The organism is Pseudomonas sp. Sample_22 (genome assembly GCF_004307635.1).
Taxonomy (GTDB): Bacteria; Pseudomonadota; Gammaproteobacteria; order Pseudomonadales; family Pseudomonadaceae; genus Aquipseudomonas.
The window spans coordinates 129949-148668 of sequence record NZ_RCNY01000017.1 but is presented as its reverse complement, the minus strand read 5'-3'; the positions used below and the strand labels follow the sequence as shown (position 1 = coordinate 148668).

The following is an 18720-nucleotide window of genomic DNA, read 5'->3' as shown; positions in this document are numbered from 1 at the left end:
CCATGCTGCTGCGTTTTACCAAAATGCACGGCCTGGGCAATGACTTCATGGTCCTCGACCTGGTCAGCCAGCACGCGCATATTCTGCCCAAGCACGCCAAGCAATGGGGTGATCGGCACACCGGCATCGGCTTCGATCAATTGCTGATCGTTGAAGCACCGAGCAACCCGGATGTGGATTTCCGCTATCGGATCTTCAACTCCGATGGTTCCGAAGTGGAGCAATGCGGCAACGGTGCGCGCTGTTTCGCCCGCTTCGTTCTCGACAAGCGCCTGACCGCCAAGCGGCAGATTCGCGTCGAGACCAAAAGCGGCATCATCGAGCTGGACGTTCGCAGTGACGGCCAGATCGGCGTGAACATGGGCGCCCCGCGCCTGGTACCGGCCGATATCCCGTTCCAGGCATCGGAACAGGCGACGAGTTATCAGGTTGACGTCGACGGTACGCCAGTGGAGCTGGCTGCCGTGTCGATGGGAAATCCCCATGCCGTCGTGCGGGTCAGCGATATCAACAATGCACCGGTGCATGAACTGGGGCCGAAAATCGAACATCACCCGCGCTTTCCGGCGCGGGTCAACGTCGGTTTTCTCCAGGTCATCGACCGGGGCCGAGCGCAGTTGCGCGTATGGGAACGCGGGGCCGGGGAAACCCAGGCCTGCGGTACCGGCGCCTGTGCCGCTGCAGTAGCGGCGATCAGCCAGGGGTGGATGGATTCGCCACTGTTGATCGACCTGCCGGGTGGGCGGCTGTCCATCGAGTGGGCAGGCCCTGGCCAACCGGTGCTGATGACCGGCCCGGCAGTCCGCGTATACGAAGGACAAGTACGTCTTTGAGTGAGCCAACGTCATGACCGATAAGCCTCAGGTACCCGCCCGACAGTCCGACGAAACGCCGTCCGAGAGCCTGGAGGCGGCGGCGATTGCCGCGTACCTGGAGGCTCACCCGGACTTCTTCGTCGAGCACGAAGAACTGCTGCCGGCAATGCGCATTCCCCATCGGCGCGGCGACACCGTGTCCCTGGTGGAGCGGCAGATGACCATCCTGCGCGATCGCAACATCGAACTGCGCCATCGTCTTTCGCATTTGATGGATGTGGCCCGCGACAACGATCGACTCTTCGACAAGACCCGCCGCCTGATTCTCGCGCTGATGGACGCCACCAGCCTGGAAGATGTGGTGATCTGCGTCGAAGACAGCCTGCGCCAGGATTTCCAGGTGCCCTTCGTCAGTCTGATCCTGCTTGGCGACAACGCCATGCCGGTGGGCCGCTGGGTCACCCACGCCGAGGCACAGGTGGCCATCGGCGGCCTGTTGCTGGAAGATAAAAGCGTCAGCGGCAGTCTGCGTGAACATGAGCTGGACTTTCTGTTCGGCGAAGAACAGCGCAAGCAGATTGGCTCCACTGCCGTCGTCGCCATCAGCCATCAAGGCATCCACGGCATCCTGGCCATCGCCAGCCGTGATCCGCAGCACTATAAAAGTTCGGTGGGCACGTTGTTCCTCAGCTACATCGCCGAAGTCATGGGCCGCGTGCTGCCACGGGTCAACAGCTCCCTGCGCTCGGTACGCTGAACATGGAACGGCAACTGGACGCTTACTGCGAACACCTGCGCAGTGAGCGGCAGGTGTCGCCGCACACGCTGTCGGCTTATCGCCGCGACCTCGATAAGGTGCTGGGCTGGTGCGTCAAACAGAATATCGGCAGCTGGGCAGCGCTGGATATCCAGCGCTTGCGCAGCCTGATCGCCCGTCTGCATGCCCAGGGCCAATCCTCGCGCAGCCTGGCGCGCCTGCTTTCAGCCGTGCGCGGGCTCTATCATTATCTGAACCGCGAAGGCCTGTGCGACCACGACCCGGCCAATGGCCTGGCACCACCCAAGGGCGAGCGACGCCTGCCGAAAACCCTCGACACCGACCGCGCGTTGCAATTGCTTGAAGGGGGTGTGGAGGATGACTTTCTCGCGCGTCGCGATCAGGCGATTCTCGAACTCTTCTACTCTTCCGGGTTACGCCTGTCGGAGCTGACCGGACTCAACCTTGATCAACTCGACCTTGCCGACGGCATGGTCCAGGTGCTCGGCAAAGGCAGCAAGACACGGCTATTGCCGGTGGGCCAGAAGGCTCGCGAGGCATTGGAACAGTGGTTGCCCTTGCGCGCACTGGCCAACCCGGCAGATGACGCGGTATTTATCAGCCAGCAAGGCCGACGTCTCGGCCCCCGGGCGATACAGGTGCGGGTCAAAGCGGCCGGTGAACGTGAACTGGGCCAAAACCTGCACCCGCACATGCTGCGGCACTCCTTTGCCAGCCATTTGCTGGAGTCCTCCCAGGACCTGCGAGCGGTGCAGGAACTGCTCGGCCATTCGGACATCAAGACCACGCAAATCTACACCCACCTGGACTTCCAGCACCTGGCCACGGTCTACGACAGCGCCCATCCACGGGCCAAACGCATGAAAGGCGATGATTCATGAGTATTCAGTTGATCACCTTCGATCTCGACGACACCCTTTGGGACACGGCCCCGGTGATCGTCAGCGCCGAAGCCGTTTTGCGTGAATGGCTGACCGAGCACGCACCCAATCTGGGCGCGGTGCCGGTGGAGCATTTGTGGGCCATTCGCGAACGCATTTTGAGCAGCGAGCCGGGACTCAAGCATCGGATCAGCGCCTTGCGTCGGCGCGTCTTGTTCCAGGCGCTGGAAGAGTCCGGATACACCCACGCAGAAGCCTCGGATCTGGCGGACAAAAGTTTTGAAGTGTTCCTGCACGCCCGGCATCAGATCGAGGTATTTCCCGAAGTCGAACCCACCCTGGAAATCCTCGCCAACCATTACGCCCTCGGCGTGGTCACCAACGGCAACGCCGATGTGCGTCGGCTAGGCCTGGCGGACTACTTCAAATTTGCGCTATGCGCCGAAGATATCGGCATCGCCAAACCTGACGCGCGCTTGTTCCATGAAGCTCTGCAGCGCGGTGGTGCAGTGCCGGAATCGGCGGTGCATATCGGTGATCATCCGGGCGACGACATTGCCGGTGCACAACAGGCTGGATTGCGGGCAATCTGGTTCAACCCGGCGGGCAAGGACTGGGAGGCCGAGCGTCTGCCGGATGCCGAGATTCGCAGCCTGACCGAGTTGCCGGCGTTGCTCGCTCGCTGGAACACCACCTGCGCCTGACACAATCCTCATTCTTTGTGGCGAGGGAGCTTGCTCCCGCTCGGCTGCGAAGCAGTCGCACAACATTAGGGGGTCGCTACGCTACCCAGCGGGAGCAAGCTCCCTCGCCACAATGACCGCGTCGCAACATCCCTGTTTTTTTTCAGACATGAAAAAGCCCGCGGCGACGGCGGGCTTTTTCAGCAAGCGCGAAGCAGGCTCAGATAGGCCGGCTGCCGTACTTGTTGTCTGGCTTCTTGGGCGGATCGGCGACCACGTTGGCCTCCACTTCCTGCACCTTGCCACCACGCGCAAGGAACTCTTCCATGGCCTTGGCCAGGGCATCGCGCTCCTTGTTCTTGGCTTCGACACTCGGCAGTTCATCAACCGATACCGCGGCCTTGGCCTTGCCTTTGGCAGTCGGCGCGGGCGCATCACCGCCGTCGTCGTCAGCAACGTCTTCCGCTGCTGCTTCCAGGCCTTCTTCGGCCTCGTCTTCGTCGCCTACTTCGAGGTCGTCGTTTTCCAGATCATCGTCGCTCATGTTCTACCTCATGACTTGCGAAAAGCAGATTAGTTATAGCCCAGCTTTGCCCTCTGTCGAAGGCTGCCGGAAAAAAATCAACAGCCGCTGCTGACCAGCGGTTATGCCCCATCACCGTACAAGGTGGCGAGGACTTTACGAGCACCGCCATGATCACGGTGCTCGCCCAGATAAACACCTTGCCAGGTCCCTAACGCCAATCGGCCTGCCGAGATCGGCAAACTGAGCTGACAGCCAAGTACGCTGGCCTTGAAGTGCGCCGGGAGGTCGTCCAGGCCTTCGTCGTTATGCTCATAGCCGTCTGTTCCTTGTGGGATCAGACGATTGAAAAATCGTTCGAAGTCGCGACGTACCGCCGGATCGGCGTTCTCGTTGATGGTCAACGACGCCGAGGTATGCTGCAGCCACAAATGCAACAGACCGACCCGGCACGCCTTGAGTTCAGGCAAGCCGGCGAGTAACTCGTCCGTTACCAGATGAAAGCCCCGGGGCCTTGCCCGCAGGGTTATCAGAGTCTGTTGCCACATACAGTTCTCCGCACGTTCGGGGCGCATTCTAGCGCGCTCTGGGAAAAAACAAAGGCCCTAATAATCCTCCAGTCATGTAAGCCATCGACGGTACAAAAACACGTGTCGTAAACACCGCCAAAGCTGTAAGAAAAAACCTTTCAGCGCTTACTTCAATGACAAATTGCAGACAAAAAAATGCCCGGCAAGCCGGGCAAGTTTTTCAATGCGCGTGCTTACAAGTTGTAGCCGCGTTCGTTGTGAAGCGCCAGATCGATGCCGACAGCCTCTTCTTCTTCGGTGATACGCAGGCCCATGACGGCGTCGAGTACCTTGAGAATGATGAAAGTGACGATCGCGGTGTAGATCACCGTGAAGCCCACGCCTTTGCACTGAATCCACACTTGTGCGGCGATGTCGGTGACGGTGCCGAAGCCACCCAGCGACGGTGCAGCGAACACACCGGTCAGGATCGCGCCGAGGATACCGCCGATACCATGCACGCCAAAGGCGTCGAGGGAATCGTCATAACCGAGTTTGCGTTTCAGGGTGGTGGCGCAGAAGAAGCACACCACGCCTGCAGCCAGACCGATCACCAGTGCGCCCATCGGGCCAACGGTGCCCGCGGCCGGAGTGATGGCGACCAGGCCGGCAACCACACCCGAGGCGATGCCCAATGCGCTTGGTTTGCCGTGGGTGATCCACTCGGCGAACATCCAGCCCAGTGCGGCAGCGGCGGTGGCGATCTGGGTCACCAGCATCGCCATGCCGGCAGTGCCGTTGGCCGCAGCGGCGGAACCGGCGTTGAAACCGAACCAGCCGATCCACAGCATGGCCGCGCCCATCAGGGTGTAACCGAGGTTGTGCGGCGCCATCGGGGTGGTCGGGAAGCCTTTGCGCTTGCCCAGTACCAGGCAGGCGATCAGACCGGCCACACCGGCGTTGATGTGCACCACGGTGCCACCAGCGAAGTCGAGTACGCCCCAGTCCCACATCAGGCCGCCGTTGCCGGACCAGACCATGTGCGCGATCGGCGCATAAACCAGGGTGAACCAGATGCCCATGAAGATCAGCATCGCGGAGAACTTCATCCGCTCGGCGAATGCACCGACGATCAGCGCCGGGGTGATGATCGCAAACGTCATCTGGAAGGTGATGAACACCGCTTCAGGGAATAGCGCCGCCGGGCCGGTCAGGCTGGCTGGCGTGACACCGGCGAGGAAAGCCTTGCCCATGCCGCCGAAGAAGGAGTTGAAGTTGACGACGCCCTGCTCCATGCCGGTGGTGTCGAACGCGATGCTGTAGCCATAAATGACCCACAGGACGCTGATCAGACCGGTAATGGCGAAGCACTGCATCATCACGGAAAGAATGTTTTTCGACCGAACCATGCCGCCGTAGAACAGCGCGAGGCCGGGAATGGTCATGAACAGCACGAGGGCTGTCGAGGTCATCATCCAGGCGGTGTCGCCGGAGTTGAGGACTGGGGCTGCCACTTCGTCTGCCGCCATGGCCAGGCCGGGCATTACGAGGGACAACAGGGCTCCTAGCCCTGCGATTTTACGCAGAGTCATATTGTTTTCTCCTGGGGCGTTGGGTTTGTGGCGGCTTAGATTGCGTCGGTATCGGTTTCGCCGGTACGGATGCGAATCGCCTGTTCCAGATTGACCACGAAGATCTTGCCGTCACCGATCTTGCCGGTGTTGGCGGCCTTGGTTATCGCTTCGATAACCCGGTCGAGATCCTTGTCGTCAATGGCGACATCAATCTTCACCTTTGGCAGGAAATCGACCACGTACTCCGCGCCACGATACAGCTCGGTGTGACCCTTCTGCCGACCGAAGCCTTTGACTTCAGTAACGGTAATGCCCTGCACGCCGATCTCGGACAACGACTCGCGCACGTCGTCCAACTTGAACGGCTTGATGATGGCAGTGACTAGCTTCATGAAAACTCTCTCCCGAATTGGTGGACTTGCCCCAGGAAAACAAACCCGTCTCAAGTCTAAGCGCAGTGCCTGGCTTTGTAACGCATCGTCGGCTCTGACTTGCCCGTCCGACGCCAGTTAACCGCTCCTTGCGAAACACTTCCCCCGTTTCGCCTGGCGCACTGCATTCGTCACAGCGACTGCATCAGTGCATGGGTCACTAGCGTCTAAGCAGAAAGCTTGCCATCTCCGCAAAATCCTCTGTTTTCAAGCCCTTGCTCGCAGATGACCAGATCATCACCACAACGCCCGACGCGATACGCACAACAACGGTGCGATGCCGTCCGTCCGCATGCGCGAAAAGCGTGCATCCATTGCCCACGAAAATGACTATAGACACTGCGTGATACACTGCCTGCCATTGTTATCAGGACCTCTTCCCATGCTCGCGCCCAAAGACTTCCTCGACGCCCTGACCGGCACCGCCTCCCGCCTCTTCAGTGGCGACACGCCTCTGCCGAAAGCTGAAATCGAAAGTCAGTTCAAAATGTTGCTGCAGAGCGGCTTCAGCAAACTGGATCTGGTGAGTCGCGAAGAGTTTGATAGCCAGATGGTGGTGCTGGCGCGCACGCGGGCACGGTTGGAAGCGCTTGAAGCGAAGGTTGCGGAACTGGAAGCGAGGCTCACTCCTCCAGCCGAGTGACGCCGCAAGCCCTGTAAGAGCGAGCCTGCTCGCGATTGAAGGTCGGAACAACCTTCCGCTTCGCTTGCAGGAGCTGCTGCAGGCTCCGATCTATTGATCCCAAACCCGGCATCCCAGAATGGCTCGCAACATCCCGTGAAATTTTGCCTTCACTCCCGCCACGCGAAACTCTCATCTCCTGACTACCCTTGAAGAACCGCAGGAAGCGGCCCCTGTACATTTCAAGGAACACCATGTCCCTCTCCATCGTCCACAGTCGCGCCCAGATTGGCGTGGAAGCCCCCGCTGTCACCGTCGAAGTCCATCTGGCCAATGGCTTGCCCTCCCTGACCATGGTCGGGCTGCCCGAGGCGGCGGTGAAGGAGAGCAAGGATCGGGTGCGCAGCGCGATCATCAATTCCGGGCTGCAGTTTCCGGCGCGGCGGATCACCTTGAATCTGGCTCCGGCGGATCTGCCCAAGGATGGCGGGCGGTTTGATCTGGCGATTGCTTTGGGGATTCTGTCGGCGAGTGTGCAGGTGCCATGTCTGACACTGGACGAGGTGGAATGCTTGGGCGAGTTGGCGTTGTCAGGAGCGGTACGGCCGGTACGCGGCGTGCTGCCGGCAGCACTGGCGGCGCGCAAGGCTGGTCGTGCGCTGGTGGTACCGCGAGCGAATGCCGAGGAGGCGTGTCTGGCCTCGGGGTTGAAGGTCTACGCCGTGGATCATTTGCTGGAAGCGGTGGCGCATTTCAACGGGCATACGCCGGTTGAGCCGTATGTGTCTGACGGGTTGATGCATGCCAGCAAGCCTTATCCCGACTTGAATGAAGTGCAGGGGCAACTGGCTGCCAAACGGGCATTGCTGATTGCTGCTGCGGGGGCGCATAACCTGTTGTTCAACGGGCCTCCGGGAACCGGTAAAACATTGTTGGCCAGCCGGTTGCCGGGGCTGCTGCCACCCCTGGCCGAGAGCGAGGCTTTGGAGGTGGCGGCAATTCAGTCAGTTGCCAGTGGCGCGCCGCTGACTCATTGGCCGCAGCGCCCATTCCGTCAACCGCACCACTCGGCATCGGGGCCAGCCTTGGTTGGTGGCAGCTCGAAACCGCAACCCGGCGAAATAACCCTGGCCCACCACGGCGTGCTTTTTCTGGACGAACTGCCGGAATTTGATCGCAAGGTATTGGAGGTATTACGCGAGCCGCTGGAGTCCGGGCATATCGTCATTGCCCGGGCCAAGGATCGCGTACGTTTTCCGGCACGCTTCCAGTTGGTAGCGGCGATGAATCCGTGCCCCTGCGGATATCTTGGCGAGCCGAGCGGCAAGTGTTCGTGCACGCCGGACATGGTGCAGCGCTATCGCAACAAGTTGTCAGGACCGCTGCTCGACCGAATCGATCTACACCTGACGGTGGCGCGTGAAGCGACGGCGTTGAACCCGCAGGTGAAGCCTGGAGAAGACAGTGCCAGCGCCGCTGCTTTGGTGGCAGAGGCTCGAGAACGACAGCAGAAACGCCAGGGTTGTGCCAACGCGTTTCTCGATCTGCCGGGGCTGAAGCGACACTGCCAGTTATCCACAGCTGATGAGAAATGGCTGGAGTCAGCCTGTGAACGGCTGACATTGTCGCTGCGTTCGGCGCATCGTTTACTCAAGGTCGCCCGGACACTGGCCGACCTTGAGCAAGTCGATACCATCAAACGTGAGCACCTTGCCGAAGCGCTGCAATACCGGCCAGCGACGCCTTAATGTTCGGTCAGGTCAACCAGCGGTGTCTGCCGCAATTCGGTTTCTCTCCCGGCCTGAATCTCGGTCACACGCTTCAAGGCGTTATCCACAGCGTCTTTGTCCGCGAGCAGGCTGTAGCTGATCTGAAACTGTTTGTGTTCCTTCGATGCAATGGTAGGCACCAGATTTAGCGGTCGCTGATAGCGACGGTTGTAGGAAAAACTGGTACCCGGTTCAAGGCCGGTGACATAGCCCTGCCCTTGGGTATCGGTGTTTTTCCAAAGGGAAAATACGGGCAACTGCTGGGTATTGAAGCCAACGGAAACACCGAGGCTTCCAGCCTGGTTGTGCAAAACAGTCAGGGTTTCGCCTTTGGCGTCAGCATAGGGCACGACGTTATAGACGGTTTCGTCGTAATCCTTGGTCGGCCCGCGATATGTATTCCAGTCCGCCAAATCGCCCTTGGCCTTGTCGTTGAAGGGCGAAACCTGTTTAACCGGCGCGGCAAAACGTGCGCCCTGCTCAAGGAACGGCCTACTGAAGTTGCTGTGGTAAAGCGTCTGGTATTCCTTTGGATAATCGCCGTTGTTGGTCAGCGTATCGTTGAGTACGAAACGCACGCTGCCGGGCTGGGTGACCAGTTCAGTGACAACCGAAAAGTCGACTTTCTTGAAGGCCTGCTCTTTCAGCTCGCCGCGAAGGCTGATGGCGTAGGGTGGTTTTTCGTCGATGTGCAGCGTGACGGTACTGGCCGGGATGTTGGCAGCGCGACCGTGCAACGTCAGCAGCTCACCATTGTCCATGCCGGGATGGCCGACCCATTCGTAACCGCAGCGGGTCACCAGTTCATTGAAGCCTTCCAGCCAGCCCAGACCACCGCGCCCGCTGAGTTCAATGAAGGCCGGGTTGACCACGTCCTTGACGGGCGAATCCCAACCCATGCGCACGTTGCCAACAGAGGCGTGCAGGACATTCATGCCCCGGGTCGGCACCACCGAGAGTTTCATTGTGCCGTTATCGATATCAACGATGCTGACACCTTCCTGCCGCCCACCGTGCAACGTGCGCAGGCTCACGGAAAAGGGTTTATCGGTTTTCACGCCAAGCTGCTCACTGGTGATGGTCCAGTTTTGCGCGGGCTTGTCAGCATCGAGAAGGACGTAGTCCCAGGCCATGGCGTGGGTAGCAGCGGACAGCGCGCCGAGGGCGACGGCAAGTTTAAGCGGGGACATGGCAGCAGCCTTTATTGGAGTTGTGCCATTTTTATAGCGCTGCGGAAACGTTTCAGCAAGTAAGAAAAACAGGTTTGACGCTGCGATAACTCAACAATCGACACTGATGCCTTCGCGAGCAGGCCCTCACCCTATCCTGTGTAATACGGACGGTGTGAGGGCGAGTTCGCACGCAAAGTCTATGTCAGCAACACCTCACCGAAACCGATCAACCTCGGAACGCAGATCCGCCGCCAGTTTCTCCAGCTCTTTGGCGGTCACTGCCAGATTGGCCACCACTTCACGCTGTTCACTGTTGGCCAACGCAATGCTCTGCAAATTGCTGCTGAGCAAGGTCGCGGTGCTGCTCTGCTCTTGGGTCGCCGTGGTGATCGCAGCGAATTGCTGGCCGGCCGAGCGACTTTGTTCGTCGATGCGCGCCAATGCCGTAGCGACGTTGGCGTTACGCGACAAGCCTTCCTGCATCAGCACGTTGCCCTGCTCCATGGTGCTGATGGCATTGCCGGTTTCCTGCTGGATGCTCTGGATCATGCCGGAGATTTCGTCAGTCGCCTGGCGGGTACGGGATGCCAGGTTACGGACTTCGTCGGCCACCACGGCAAAGCCACGACCCTGCTCGCCGGCGCGGGCGGCTTCGATCGCCGCGTTCAGCGCCAGCAGGTTGGTCTGTTCGGCAATCGAGGTAATCACGCCGACGATGCCGCCGATTTCCTGGGAGCGCTGACCCAGGGTGTTGATCACCGTTGCAGTGCTGTTCAACGCCCCGGCGATTTGCTCCAGAGACGAGGACGCTTCATCCATCGACGTTCGACCGATTTGCGTCTGTTGCGCATTTTCCTGAGCCAGACGCTGGGTGTTGCCCATGTTGTCGGCGATGTTCAGGGACGTGGCGCTGAATTCTTCGACGGCACCGGCCATGCTGGTGATCTCGCCCGACTGCTGCTCCATGCCTTCGTAGGCACCACCGGACAGCCCCGAGAGCGCCTGGGCACGACTGTTGACCTCTACCGAGGCCTTGCGGATGTGCTCGACCATCGTCGACAGCGCCTGGCTCATTTGGTTGAAGGCGCGGGCCAGTTGACCGATCTCGTCGTTGCTCGACACGTTCAAGCGCACGCTCAAATCACCGGCACCCAATGCTTCGGCCTGACGCACCAGATCACCCAACGGCGCGAGTTTGCTGCGCAATAACCAGACCGCCGAACCCACCGCAATCAGCATCGCCAGCAAACTGCCGATTGCCAACTGAATACCGACGCTCCAGGTCACGGCGCTGATTTCGGTTTTCGGCATGCTCGCCACCACCGACCACGGCCCCCCCTCGAACGGCACGGCGATGCTGTAGAAGTCTTCGGTCTTGTCGCTCCAGAACTCGCCTTTACCCGGGGTTTTCGCCAGCGCATTGATGGCCGGGACAGCCTGGTCCAGGGCTTCTACACCGGCAATCGGCACCAGCCATTTGTTTTGCTCATCCAGCAGCGCCAGCGAACCGGTCTGGCCGATGCGGAAGCGCTTGAGGTTTTCGAACTGGGCCTTCTGCGCATCGGTGTAATCAAAACCTACGTACAACACCGCGAACACCTTGCCGCTGCTGTCACGCAGCGGCGTGTACTGCGACATGTAAAAACGTTCAAAAAGCAGGGATCGACCGACGAAGCTCTGCCCCGCCATCAATCGAGCATAGGCCGGGTTCGCATGATCGAGCACCGTACCGATGGCGCGGCTGCCGTCCTGCTTGGTGACGTTGGTGCTGACGCGAATGAATTCTTCGCCGCTGCGCACGAACACCGTGGCCACACCCGCGGTCATCTGCTTGAACTCATCAACTTCCTTGAAGTTGTTGTTGAGCACTTCGCTTCCCAGGTGCAGGCCCGGCGTCTGCGTGCCCGCCACATTCACCGGTTCATCCGGGTGCACGGTAAGGCCCGCGCTGAAGCGCTTCTCGAACAGCCCTGCCAGGCGTTGGGTGCTTTCGCGCAATGTGCCGTGGAAAGTACTCAACTGATCGGCCAGCAATCGGGCCTCACTGGCCAAGTGCTCTTCGCGGGTCGCCAGGTTGGCCGTGTCCAGCGAACGCAGGGCGAACAAAGTACTGCCGGTGATGACAATGGCCAGTATCACGGCAAGCGCGAGACCAAGCTGTGAGGCGATCCGGGCACGAGGTTGAGACATGACAGCTCCTGGCCGAGCGACTGGATCATCCCGACCCCAATGCTCAGCAACATTTCTAATAATGGACAATATGTCGAACCTGCACGAAGGTCCTAACATGCAGATTTTCGGCGGCAAATCGAGATACTTGAGTAATTCGCCGGGATATAGCTTAAAGCCATCACCCAGGCAGCTCTATCGATTCAGCTCAATCGGTGGACATCCGGCAATTCCATGGCTCGTACTTCGCTCTGCAGGAAGTCGCCAAGACGGCGCAAACGTTCGCCTCCCGGGCGCGTTTTCGGCCAGACAAGGTAATAATGCTCACCGCTGGCGACGGCCGTCGGCCACGGCAGACTCAACCGCCCCTGGGCGACATCTTCCGCCACCATCAGCAGATCCCCCATGGAAACACCGTATCCTCGCGCGGCGGCGATCATGCCCAACTCCAGCGTGTCGAAGACCTGCCCACCCTTGAGCGACACTTGATCAGTCAAGCCCATATGCTCCAGCCAATTGCGCCAGTCGCGCCGATCGGGCGTTGGATGTAAGAGTTCGGCACTGGCCAGACGCGCTACGTCCCAGGGTTGATCCTTCAGAAGATTCGGTGCGCCCACAGGAATGAGTTCTTCAGGGAACAGGAAACTTGCCTCCCAGTCCGGAGGAAAGTTCCCGTTGCTGAGGATGACAGCGCAGTCGAACGGTTCATGGTTGAAATCCACCGAATCAACGTCCATCCAGGCACTGGTCAATTGCACTTCATTACCCGGTTGCAGGTGCCGAAATCGACTGAGCCGCGCCAGCAGCCAGCGCATGGTCAGGGTCGACGGCGCCTTCATGCGCAGGATGTCATCTTCGGCGCGCAGGGTATTGCAGGCTCGCTCAAGTGCTGTGAAGCCCTCGCGTATGCCCGGCAGGATCAGTCGCGCCGATTCGGTCAGTTGCAGGTTGCGGCCACTGCGATGAAACAAGCGGCAGGCAAAATGCTCTTCGAGCGTACGAATATGCCGGCTGACTGCGCTTTGGGTAATCGACAGCTCTTCGGCTGCGCGGGTAAACGAACTATGCCGCGCCGCCGCTTCGAATGCGCGCAGGGCATACAAGGGAGGAAGACGACGTGACATTGGGAATGCTCCTACAGCGGGACTTGGCCACCCTAGCAGAAACTCTGCAGCATGAGTTTGAATCATGCCATCCATCCTTTTTATCCCTTTGTGCAAACCCCGTGAAGCGCCGAGAATCGGTGCTTTCCTCTTCACGTTGATGATCGAGCCTGATGACCATGCAGCATCCAGCACGTACTGAACTCTGGGCCATCCTGCGGCTGGCGGGGCCGTTGATTGCCTCACAGTTGGCGCACATGCTGATGGTGCTCACCGACACCTTGATGATGGCCCGCCTGAGTCCCGAGGCGCTGGCCGGTGGCGGGCTGGGTGCGGCGACCTATTCGTTCGTGTCGATTTTCTGCATTGGCGTGATCGCGGCGGTCGGCACACTGGTGGCGATCCGTCAGGGCGCGGGCGACATTCTTGGCGCGGCCCGACTGACCCAGGCCGGAGTGTGGTTGGCCTGGCTGATGGCGCTGGGCGCCGGGTTACTGCTGTGGAACCTCAAACCGGTGTTGCTGCTGTTCGGCCAGACCGAAAGCAACGTACAAGCGGCGGGGCAATTTCTGATCTTTTTGCCGTTCGCCCTGCCCGGTTATCTGAGTTTCATGGCCTTGCGCGGCTTCACCAGCGCCATCGGCCGCGCGACACCGGTGATGGTTATCAGCCTGGGCGGCACGGTGGCCAACTTCCTGCTCAACTACGCGTTGATCACCGGCATGTTCGGCCTGCCGAAACTCGGTTTGATGGGCATCGGCCTGGTCACCGCGATTGTCGCCAACCTCATGGCCCTGGCGCTGGCATGGCACATTCGCCGGCATCCTGCGTACGAGGCGTATCCGCTGCGCCAGGGGTTGCTGCGGCTCAACCGACAGTATTTGAAGGAGCTGTGGCGACTGGGTCTGCCGATTGGCGGCACCTATGCAGTGGAAGTCGGACTGTTTGCGTTCGCGGCGTTGTGCATGGGCACCATGGGCAGCACCCAACTGGCGGCGCACCAGATCGCCCTGCAAATCGTCTCGGTGGCGTTCATGGTCCCGGCGGGCATCTCCTACGCCATCACCATGCGCATCGGTCAGCATTACGGCGCCGGGCAATTGCTCGATGCGCGACTGGCCGGCCGGGTCGGCATCGCCTTCGGTGCGGCGGCGATGCTGTGTTTCGCAATGGTCTTCTGGCTGCTGCCGAATCAGTTGATCGGCCTGTTCCTGGACCACAACGACCCGGCGTTCCGTGAAGTCATCAATCTGGCCGTGAGCCTCTTGGCGGTAGCGGCGTGGTTCGAGCTGTTCGACGGCACGCAAACCATTGCCATGGGCTGCATTCGCGGGCTCAAGGATGCCAAGACCACGTTCCTGGTCGGCCTGGGATGCTATTGGCTGATCGGCGCACCGGCCGCATGGTGGATGGCGTTCCATTTGAACTGGGGGCCGACGGGCGTCTGGTGGGGCCTGGCGCTGGGACTGGCTTGCGCGGCGGTCAGTTTGACGCTGGCGTTTGAGTGGAAGATGAAGCGGATGATTCGGCGGGAGCCAACACTTGAGGAAGGTTTCCGGATGGCTCAACCTGACTGAAATCCCCGGGGATTGTGTGGCGAGGGCGCTTGCTCCCGCTCGGCTGCGCTGCTGTCGCAAAGCTTTTGGGGTCGCTGCGCGACCCAGCGGGAGCAAGCTCCCTCGCCACCCAAAGCGCGTTCCTGCAAACGGTTACACCACCACTTCCAGCGCCGGCTGCTGACTGCTACCAAACATCAGGTACTCCACCAGATCCGCCAGCGCCAACGGCTTGCTGATCAGATAGCCCTGCACTTGATCGCATTCGAACCCGCGCAACAATTCCAGTTGCTCTGGCGTTTCCACGCCTTCGGCGACGACTTCGAGATTGAGGTTGTGCGCCAGGTTGATCATCGCGTGGACCAGTTTGCGGTTCTCTTCGCGCTGTTCCATGCCGCCGACAAAGCTCTTGTCGATCTTCAGCAAAGTGATCGGCAGGCTGTTGAGGTGCACGAACGATGAGAACCCGGTGCCGAAGTCGTCGAGGGAGAAGCGCACGCCCAGACGCCCGAGGGCATCCATGGTTTGCTTCACCAGATCGCTACGACGCATCACCGCGGTTTCGGTCAATTCGAATTCCAGCCACTGTGCCTCGACGCCGCGCTCGGCAATCAACCGGCTCAAGGTCGAAAGCAACTGGCTGTCCTGGAATTGACGGAACGACAAGTTGATCGCCATGTGCAACGGCGGCAAACCCAGCTCCAGCAATGCCTGCATGTCACGCAGGGCACGGGAAATCACCCAGTAACCCAGCGGCACGATCAGGCCGCTTTGTTCGGCCAGCGGCACGAATTCGCTTGGCGGCAACAACCCGCGTTCAGCGTGACGCCAGCGCACGAGCGCTTCGAGACCGACGATCTGCCCGTCCTCAAGGTTCAGGCGTGGCTGGTAGTGCAGCTCCAGCTCATCGCGGCGCAACGCCCGGCGCAGCTCGGTTTCGAGATCGGCAATGCTGCGGGCATTGCGATTGATGCGTTCGTTGAAGATGTGGAAGGTGCAGCCTTGAGTGCTCTTGGCCTGCTGCATGGCAATGTGCGCGTGCCACATCAACGGGTCGGCACCGGCTTGGGCACGGGCATGGGCGATGCCCAGGCTGGAACCGATCAACAGGCTTTCGCCGTCGACCCAGTAGGGCTCGGCCAGCGCTTCGGTGATGCGTTCGGCCATCCACTCGGCGCGTTGAGGGGCGCGGCGGGTGTCGATCAGCAGCGCGAACTCATCGCTGCCCAGCCGCGCCAGTTGATCACCGGCTTCGAGCTGGCTTTTGAGCCGGGCGACCACTTGCAGGATCAACCGGTCGCCCGCCTGATGGCCAAGGGCGTCGTTGGCATGACGGAAGTTATCGAGGTCGAGATGCCCGAGCGCCAGACCGCGACCGTCGTTTTCCGCCAGGCGCGCCGTCAGCAAGGTCTGGAAACCCTGGCGATTGGCAATGCCGGTGAGCGGATCTTGTTCGGCCAGGCGTTGCAAAGTGGTTTCCAGCACGCCCCGCTCGCGCACATGCCGCAAGCACCGGCGCAGCATGCCGGGGTCGAGATGGTCGCGAACCAGCCAGTCGCTGACGCCGTCGGGCGGTGTGAGCGGCTCGTGCTCAAGCAGCAACACCGTCGGCAGACAGCAACGGCCCGGCGCCGGCTGAAGAGCCGGGATCGTCAATAACACCGCACTGCGGTTGTCATCGAACAGGCTGCTGACCGACTCCCAACTCGGCGCGCTGATGAGCACGGCCGAGCTCCCCATCGGAGCCAGACACTCGCGCAACAACGCTGCCCACGCTGGCTCTTCGGCCAGTAGCAGCAAACGCAAGGGTTCGACAGGCGTAGACAAGCTAGCTCCCTAGACTCTGCAAAGATGTAGGCGACGGGCATTATGCCGTGCCGACAACTAATGACAATGACATCAGTTATCAAACGAGGTCTTTGTATCCGGAATTACGAACATTAGACGCAAATCCGTTGCGCATCCTGCGTGAAAGTAACAAAAGCGGCAATTAGAGATCGCGTGTTGCGTCACAAGTCGGAGAGAGCAGCACAATTTGCTGAGCCTGTTAAAATGCCGGCCCATTTCGTGACTGACTCCTGAATTTACCTATGTCCCGACTCAATCCCCGGCAGCAAGAAGCCGTGAGCTACGTCGGCGGCCCTCTTTTGGTGCTCGCCGGTGCAGGCTCCGGCAAGACCAGCGTGATCACGCGCAAAATCGCGCACCTGATCCAGAACTGCGGCATCCGCGCCCAGTACATCGTCGCCATGACCTTTACCAACAAGGCCGCCCGCGAGATGAAGGAACGGGTCGGCACCCTGCTGCGTGCCGGTGAAGGTCGCGGGCTGACGGTCTGCACCTTCCACAACCTGGGCCTGAACATCATCCGCAAGGAACACGTGCGGCTGGGCTACAAGCCGGGCTTCTCGATCTTCGACGAGACCGACGTCAAGGCCCTGATGACCGATATCATGCAGAAGGAATACTCGGGCGACGACGGTGTCGACGAGATCAAGAACATGATCGGCGCCTGGAAAAACGACCTGATCCTGCCGGCCCAGGCCCTGGAAAACGCGCGTAACCCCAAAGAGCAGACCGCTGCCATCGTCTACACCCACTACCAGCGCACGCTCAAGGCGTTCAACGCGGTGGACTTCGACGACCTGATCCTGCTGCCGGTAAAACTGTTCGAAGAACATGCCGACATCCTGGAAAAGTGGCAGAACAAGGTGCGCTACCTGCTGGTGGACGAGTACCAGGACACCAACGCCAGCCAGTATTTGCTGGTGAAAATGCTCATTGGCAAGCGCAACCAGTTCACCGTGGTGGGCGACGACGACCAGTCGATCTACGCCTGGCGCGGCGCTCGCCCGGAAAACCTGATGCTGCTCAAGGAAGACTACCCGTCCTTGAAAGTGGTGATGCTGGAGCAGAACTACCGCTCCACCAGCCGCATCCTGCGCTGCGCCAACGTGCTGATTTCGAACAACCCGCACGAATTTGAAAAGCAGCTGTGGAGTGAAATGGGCCACGGCGACGAGATCCGCGTGATCCGCTGCCGCAACGAGGACGCCGAAGCCGAGCGCGTGGCCATGGAAATCCTCAGCCTGCACTTGCGCACCGACCGTCCGTACAGCGATTTCGCAATCCTCTATCGCGGCAACTACCAGGCCAAGCTGATCGAGCTGAAATTGCAGCACCATCAGGTGCCGTATCGTTTGTCGGGTGGCAACAGCTTTTTCGGACGTCAGGAAGTGAAGGACCTGATGGCCTACTTCCGCCTGATCGTGAACCCGGATGACGACAACGCCTTCCTGCGGGTGATCAACGTGCCGCGTCGCGAGATCGGCTCGACCACCCTGGAAAAACTCGGCAACTATGCGACCGAGCGCAAGATCTCGATGTACGCCGCCACCGACGAAATCGGCCTGGGTGAGCACCTGGACAGCCGCTTCACCGATCGCCTGTCGCGTTTCAAGCGCTTCATGGACAGGGTCCGCGAGCAGTGTGCCGGCGAAGATCCGATCTCGGCGCTGCGCAGCATGGTCATGGACATCGACTACGAGAACTGGCTGCGCACCAACAGCTCCAGCGACAAGGCCGCCGACTACCGCATGGGCAACGTCTGGTTCCTGATCGAGGCGTTGAAAAACACCCTGGAGAAGGACGAAGAAGGCGAGATGACCGTCGAGGACGCCATCGGCAAACTGGTCTTGCGCGACATGCTCGAGCGCCAGCAGGAAGAAGAAGACGGCGCCGAAGGCGTGCAGATGATGACCTTGCACGCCTCCAAGGGCCTGGAATTCCCCTACGTGTTCATCATGGGCATGGAAGAGGAAATCCTCCCGCACCGCTCCAGTATCGAAGCCGATACCATCGAAGAGGAACGCCGCCTGGCCTACGTGGGCATCACCCGCGCGCGCCAGACCCTGGCCTTTACCTTCGCTGCCAAGCGCAAGCAGTACGGCGAGATCATCGATTGCGCGCCGAGCCGCTTCCTCGATGAGTTGCCACCGGACGACCTCGCCTGGGAAGGCAACGACGATACCCCGACCGAAGTCAAAGCCGTGCGCGGAAACAACGCATTGGCGGATATACGCGCGATGTTAAAGCGCTAGAATTGACACTTTTATTGACACCTTCGGCGCAAAAG

General features: G+C 60.3%; 16 protein-coding genes. 8 read left to right on the top strand and 8 right to left on the bottom strand.

Annotation, left to right across the window (positions count from 1 at the left end; translation table 11 throughout):
- Positions 1 to 2: 2 nt before the first annotated feature.
- From dapF to D8U73_RS04355, 4 genes are read left to right on the top strand one after another with little or no spacing between them, the layout of a single operon-like run.
- Positions 3 to 833 carry a diaminopimelate epimerase gene (gene dapF / locus D8U73_RS04370; RefSeq protein ID WP_056854125.1) on the top strand — a complete coding sequence of 277 codons (831 nt, stop codon included), beginning with the start codon at positions 3 to 5 and terminating at the stop codon, positions 831 to 833.
- A 13-nt stretch (positions 834 to 846) separates the two neighbouring features.
- Positions 847 to 1572, top strand: coding sequence for a DUF484 family protein (locus D8U73_RS04365; protein WP_130903813.1), 726 nt, complete (start codon positions 847 to 849; stop codon positions 1570 to 1572).
- Between the two features lie 2 nt (positions 1573 to 1574).
- Positions 1575 to 2474 (top strand): tyrosine recombinase XerC, encoded by a 900-nt coding sequence (xerC, locus tag D8U73_RS04360; RefSeq protein ID WP_130903812.1) that lies wholly within the window; start codon positions 1575 to 1577, stop codon positions 2472 to 2474.
- Positions 2471 to 3178, top strand: a complete 708-nt coding sequence (locus D8U73_RS04355; protein WP_056854128.1) for an HAD-IA family hydrolase — start codon at positions 2471 to 2473, stop codon at positions 3176 to 3178. Before xerC ends, D8U73_RS04355 begins: the two co-directional genes overlap by 4 nt.
- 199 nt (positions 3179 to 3377) lie before the next feature.
- Here the strand turns inward: D8U73_RS04355 and sutA are convergent, their stop codons facing one another.
- The 4 genes from sutA to glnK all read right to left on the bottom strand — a co-directional run bounded on the left by sutA (position 3378) and on the right by glnK (position 6155).
- Positions 3378 to 3701 carry a transcriptional regulator SutA gene (gene sutA, locus D8U73_RS04345; protein WP_034147693.1) on the bottom strand — a complete coding sequence of 108 codons (324 nt, stop codon included), beginning with the start codon at positions 3699 to 3701 and terminating at the stop codon, positions 3378 to 3380.
- Positions 3702 to 3802: 101 nt separating this feature from the next.
- A complete protein-coding gene (locus D8U73_RS04340; protein ID WP_056854129.1) occupies positions 3803 to 4228 on the bottom strand; it encodes a secondary thiamine-phosphate synthase enzyme YjbQ in 426 nt (141 codons plus the stop codon).
- 215 nt (positions 4229 to 4443) lie between these two features.
- A complete protein-coding gene (locus D8U73_RS04335) occupies positions 4444 to 5781 on the bottom strand; it encodes an ammonium transporter (protein ID WP_056854130.1) in 1338 nt (445 codons plus the stop codon).
- Between the two features lie 35 nt (positions 5782 to 5816).
- Positions 5817 to 6155, bottom strand: coding sequence for a P-II family nitrogen regulator (glnK, locus tag D8U73_RS04330; RefSeq protein WP_002555808.1), 339 nt, complete (start codon positions 6153 to 6155; stop codon positions 5817 to 5819).
- A 421-nt stretch (positions 6156 to 6576) separates the two neighbouring features.
- On the opposite strand from glnK, the gene D8U73_RS04325 reads away from it, so the two are divergent.
- Both D8U73_RS04325 and D8U73_RS04320 read left to right on the top strand, forming a co-directional pair.
- On the top strand, positions 6577 to 6837 hold the full coding sequence (locus D8U73_RS04325) for an accessory factor UbiK family protein (protein WP_130903811.1): 261 nt from the start codon (positions 6577 to 6579) through the stop codon (positions 6835 to 6837).
- A gap of 233 nt (positions 6838 to 7070) precedes the next feature.
- Positions 7071 to 8564, top strand: a complete 1494-nt coding sequence (locus D8U73_RS04320; RefSeq protein ID WP_056854139.1) for a YifB family Mg chelatase-like AAA ATPase — start codon at positions 7071 to 7073, stop codon at positions 8562 to 8564.
- Here the strand turns inward: D8U73_RS04320 and D8U73_RS04315 are convergent.
- From D8U73_RS04315 to D8U73_RS04300, 3 genes are all read right to left on the bottom strand, one after another.
- On the bottom strand, positions 8561 to 9775 hold the full coding sequence (locus tag D8U73_RS04315) for an aldose 1-epimerase family protein (protein ID WP_130903810.1): 1215 nt from the start codon (positions 9773 to 9775) through the stop codon (positions 8561 to 8563). The genes D8U73_RS04320 and D8U73_RS04315 overlap by 4 nt on opposite strands.
- A 195-nt stretch (positions 9776 to 9970) precedes the next feature.
- Positions 9971 to 11947 carry a methyl-accepting chemotaxis protein gene (locus tag D8U73_RS04310; RefSeq protein ID WP_130903809.1) on the bottom strand — a complete coding sequence of 659 codons (1977 nt, stop codon included), beginning with the start codon at positions 11945 to 11947 and terminating at the stop codon, positions 9971 to 9973.
- 182 nt (positions 11948 to 12129) lie between these two features.
- Positions 12130 to 13050, bottom strand: coding sequence for a LysR substrate-binding domain-containing protein (locus D8U73_RS04300; RefSeq protein WP_056854142.1), 921 nt, complete (start codon positions 13048 to 13050; stop codon positions 12130 to 12132).
- A gap of 158 nt (positions 13051 to 13208) precedes the next feature.
- On the opposite strand from D8U73_RS04300, the gene D8U73_RS04295 reads away from it, so the two are divergent.
- Positions 13209 to 14606 carry a NorM family multidrug efflux MATE transporter gene (locus D8U73_RS04295; protein WP_056854373.1) on the top strand — a complete coding sequence of 466 codons (1398 nt, stop codon included), beginning with the start codon at positions 13209 to 13211 and terminating at the stop codon, positions 14604 to 14606.
- A gap of 132 nt (positions 14607 to 14738) precedes the next feature.
- Here D8U73_RS04295 and D8U73_RS04290 read toward each other — a convergent pair whose 3' ends face one another.
- Positions 14739 to 16412 carry a bifunctional diguanylate cyclase/phosphodiesterase gene (locus D8U73_RS04290; protein WP_130903808.1) on the bottom strand — a complete coding sequence of 558 codons (1674 nt, stop codon included), beginning with the start codon at positions 16410 to 16412 and terminating at the stop codon, positions 14739 to 14741.
- 263 nt (positions 16413 to 16675) lie between these two features.
- Between D8U73_RS04290 and rep the strand changes: the two genes are divergently transcribed.
- Positions 16676 to 18685, top strand: a complete 2010-nt coding sequence (gene rep / locus D8U73_RS04285) for a DNA helicase Rep (protein ID WP_007975144.1) — start codon at positions 16676 to 16678, stop codon at positions 18683 to 18685.
- Positions 18686 to 18720: the final 35 nt, after the last annotated feature.

Bases quoted from the DNA above. Each gene is read 5' to 3' on its own strand.
- D8U73_RS04340 (WP_056854129.1), bottom strand. From the start codon at position 4,228: ATGTGGCAACAGACTCTGATAACCCTGCGGGCAAGGCCCCGGGGCTTT.
- D8U73_RS04300 (WP_056854142.1), bottom strand. From the start codon at position 13,050: ATGTCACGTCGTCTTCCTCCCTTGTATGCCCTGCGCGCATTCGAAGCG.
- D8U73_RS04355 (WP_056854128.1), top strand. From the start codon at position 2,471: ATGAGTATTCAGTTGATCACCTTCGATCTCGACGACACCCTTTGGGAC.
- D8U73_RS04335 (WP_056854130.1), bottom strand. From the start codon at position 5,781: ATGACTCTGCGTAAAATCGCAGGGCTAGGAGCCCTGTTGTCCCTCGTA.
- D8U73_RS04295 (WP_056854373.1), top strand. From the start codon at position 13,209: ATGCAGCATCCAGCACGTACTGAACTCTGGGCCATCCTGCGGCTGGCG.
- D8U73_RS04320 (WP_056854139.1), top strand. From the start codon at position 7,071: ATGTCCCTCTCCATCGTCCACAGTCGCGCCCAGATTGGCGTGGAAGCC.
- glnK (WP_002555808.1), bottom strand. From the start codon at position 6,155: ATGAAGCTAGTCACTGCCATCATCAAGCCGTTCAAGTTGGACGACGTG.
- D8U73_RS04315 (WP_130903810.1), bottom strand. From the start codon at position 9,775: ATGTCCCCGCTTAAACTTGCCGTCGCCCTCGGCGCGCTGTCCGCTGCT.
- D8U73_RS04325 (WP_130903811.1), top strand. From the start codon at position 6,577: ATGCTCGCGCCCAAAGACTTCCTCGACGCCCTGACCGGCACCGCCTCC.
- D8U73_RS04310 (WP_130903809.1), bottom strand. From the start codon at position 11,947: ATGTCTCAACCTCGTGCCCGGATCGCCTCACAGCTTGGTCTCGCGCTT.
- xerC (WP_130903812.1), top strand. From the start codon at position 1,575: ATGGAACGGCAACTGGACGCTTACTGCGAACACCTGCGCAGTGAGCGG.
- rep (WP_007975144.1), top strand. From the start codon at position 16,676: ATGTCCCGACTCAATCCCCGGCAGCAAGAAGCCGTGAGCTACGTCGGC.
- sutA (WP_034147693.1), bottom strand. From the start codon at position 3,701: ATGAGCGACGATGATCTGGAAAACGACGACCTCGAAGTAGGCGACGAA.
- dapF (WP_056854125.1), top strand. From the start codon at position 3: ATGCTGCTGCGTTTTACCAAAATGCACGGCCTGGGCAATGACTTCATG.
- D8U73_RS04365 (WP_130903813.1), top strand. From the start codon at position 847: ATGACCGATAAGCCTCAGGTACCCGCCCGACAGTCCGACGAAACGCCG.